Source organism: Micromonospora sp. NPDC049799 (genome assembly GCF_040656655.1).
In the GTDB taxonomy this organism is placed as follows: domain Bacteria; phylum Actinomycetota; class Actinomycetes; order Mycobacteriales; family Micromonosporaceae; genus Micromonospora.
Map to the genome: position 1 here is coordinate 1 of NZ_JBFAMU010000713.1, position 2,007 is coordinate 2,007.

Consider the following 2,007-nt stretch of genomic DNA (forward strand, 5'->3'; position numbering starts at 1 on the left):
GGTCCCGGGCGTCCGCGCCGTGCGCTCCGGCCGGTCAGCGGTGCCGGTGCCGGAGCGGTCCACGTGGGACCCGTGTGGGATGGACGTGGTGAGCGCTGCCCCTCGGGGGCCTCGGGCGGCTAATGTCTCACCATGGAGCGGCGAATCTTCGGCATCGAGACCGAGTACGGCGTCACCTGCACCTACCGGGGGCAGCGGCGGTTGTCCCCCGACGAGGTCGCCCGGTACCTCTTCCGCCGCGTGGTGTCCTGGGGCCGGTCGAGCAACGTTTTCCTGCGTAACGGCGCCCGTCTCTACCTGGACGTGGGTTCCCACCCGGAGTACGCGACGCCCGAGTGCGACTCGGTGGTGGACCTGGTCGCGCACGACCGGGCCGGCGAGCGGATCCTGGAGGGGCTGCTGGTCGACGCGGAGAAGCGGCTGCACGACGAGGGCATCGCGGGTGAGATCTACCTGTTCAAGAACAACACCGACTCGGCGGGCAACTCGTACGGCTGCCACGAGAACTACCTGGTGTCGCGGCACGGGGAGTTCGGCCGGCTGGCGGACGTGCTGATCCCGTTCCTGGTGACCCGGCAGCTGATCTGCGGCGCGGGCAAGGTGCTGCAGACCCCACGCGGTGCGGTCTACTGCCTGTCCCAGCGGGCGGAGCACATCTGGGAGGGCGTGTCGTCGGCGACGACGCGCAGCCGTCCGATCATCAACACCCGGGACGAGCCGCACGCGGACGCCGAGCGGTACCGGCGGCTGCACGTCATCGTCGGCGACTCGAACATGAACGAGGTCACCACGCTGCTGAAGGTCGGCACGGCCGACATCGTGCTGCGGATGATCGAGGCCGGTGTGGTGATGCGGGACCTGACGCTGGAGAACCCGATCCGGGCGATCCGCGAGGTGTCGCACGACATCACCGGCCGGCGCAAGGTGCGCCTGGCCTCCGGTAAGGAGGTCAGCGCGCTGGACATCCAGCAGGAGTACCTGGCCAAGGCGACGGAGTTCGTGGAGCGGCGCGGCGGCGACCAGACCGCGAAGCGGGTCGTGGAGCTGTGGGGCCGGGTGCTGCGGGCGGTGGAGACGGGGGACCTGGAGCCGGTGTCCCGGGAGATCGACTGGGTGACGAAGCTGCGCCTGATCGAGCGATACCAGCGCAAGCACGACCTGCCTCTGTCGCACCCCCGGGTGGCGCAGATGGACCTGGCGTACCACGACCTGCGGCGCGGCCGGGGCCTGTACGGGCTGCTGGAGCGGCGCGGCGAGGTGGACCGGGTGGCCACCGACCCGGAGATCTTCGAGGCCAAGGAGACGCCGCCGCAGACCACCCGGGCGCGGCTGCGGGGCGAGTTCATCCGGCACGCGCAGGAGAAGCGGCGCGACTTCACCGTCGACTGGGTGCACCTGAAGCTGAACGACCAGGCGCAGCGCACGGTGCTGTGCAAGGACCCGTTCCGGGCGTACGACGAGCGGGTCGAGCGGCTGATCGCCAGCATGTGACGTCTCGGCGTGGCCGGGGTGGTGGTGGCCGCCCCGGCCGCTGCCGGAGCCGGGTAGGCTGTCGGCGCCATGATGCCTACCGAACCCTCCGGCCCCGGCTCCGAGAAGCAGAACTGGGCCGAGCGCCGCCGCCAGAAGATCCGTGACGAGATCGACCGGAACCGGCGCGGCGAGTACACCGTCCCGACGTGGGTCCTGGCCCTCGCGCTCGCGCTGATCATCGGCGCCTGGGTAGCACTGGTCCTCTTCGCGTAACCCCGCCCACCGCCGCGATCTCGCACTGTGGGTCGCCGCCGGGCCGACCTCCGAACACCCGCGCCGCCCTGCCGGGGTCGTCCGGAACAACTTCGGGGAAAATGTCGCCTCGCCGAAGGGCGAAGGCGTATCTTCCCCGAAGTTGCGAGCACCTTGAGTCTGTGGCGGCCGGGGCTCAGCGGGCGAGCAGGTGCGCGGCGTGCCGGCCGGCCGCGGCGGCGGCGAGGAAGTAGGCGTGGTCGGCGTCCAGTCCCCGGCCCA

Annotated in this window: 2 protein-coding genes; both read left to right on the forward strand. The window is 71.2% G+C overall.

What is annotated here, in order from left to right; all coding sequences use genetic code 11:
- The first annotated feature begins 132 nt into the window (after positions 1-132).
- Positions 133-1,491, forward strand: coding sequence for a Pup--protein ligase (gene pafA, locus AB0I76_RS28625; RefSeq protein ID WP_357041874.1), 1,359 nt, complete (start codon positions 133-135; stop codon positions 1,489-1,491).
- 69 nt (positions 1,492-1,560) lie between these two features.
- Positions 1,561-1,746, forward strand: coding sequence for a hypothetical protein (locus tag AB0I76_RS28630; RefSeq protein ID WP_357041877.1), 186 nt, complete (start codon positions 1,561-1,563; stop codon positions 1,744-1,746).
- The last annotated feature ends 261 nt before the right edge of the window (positions 1,747-2,007 follow it).

Bases quoted from the DNA above. Each gene is read 5' to 3' on its own strand.
- AB0I76_RS28630 (WP_357041877.1), top strand. From the start codon at position 1,561: ATGATGCCTACCGAACCCTCCGGCCCCGGCTCCGAGAAGCAGAACTGG.
- pafA (WP_357041874.1), top strand. From the start codon at position 133: ATGGAGCGGCGAATCTTCGGCATCGAGACCGAGTACGGCGTCACCTGC.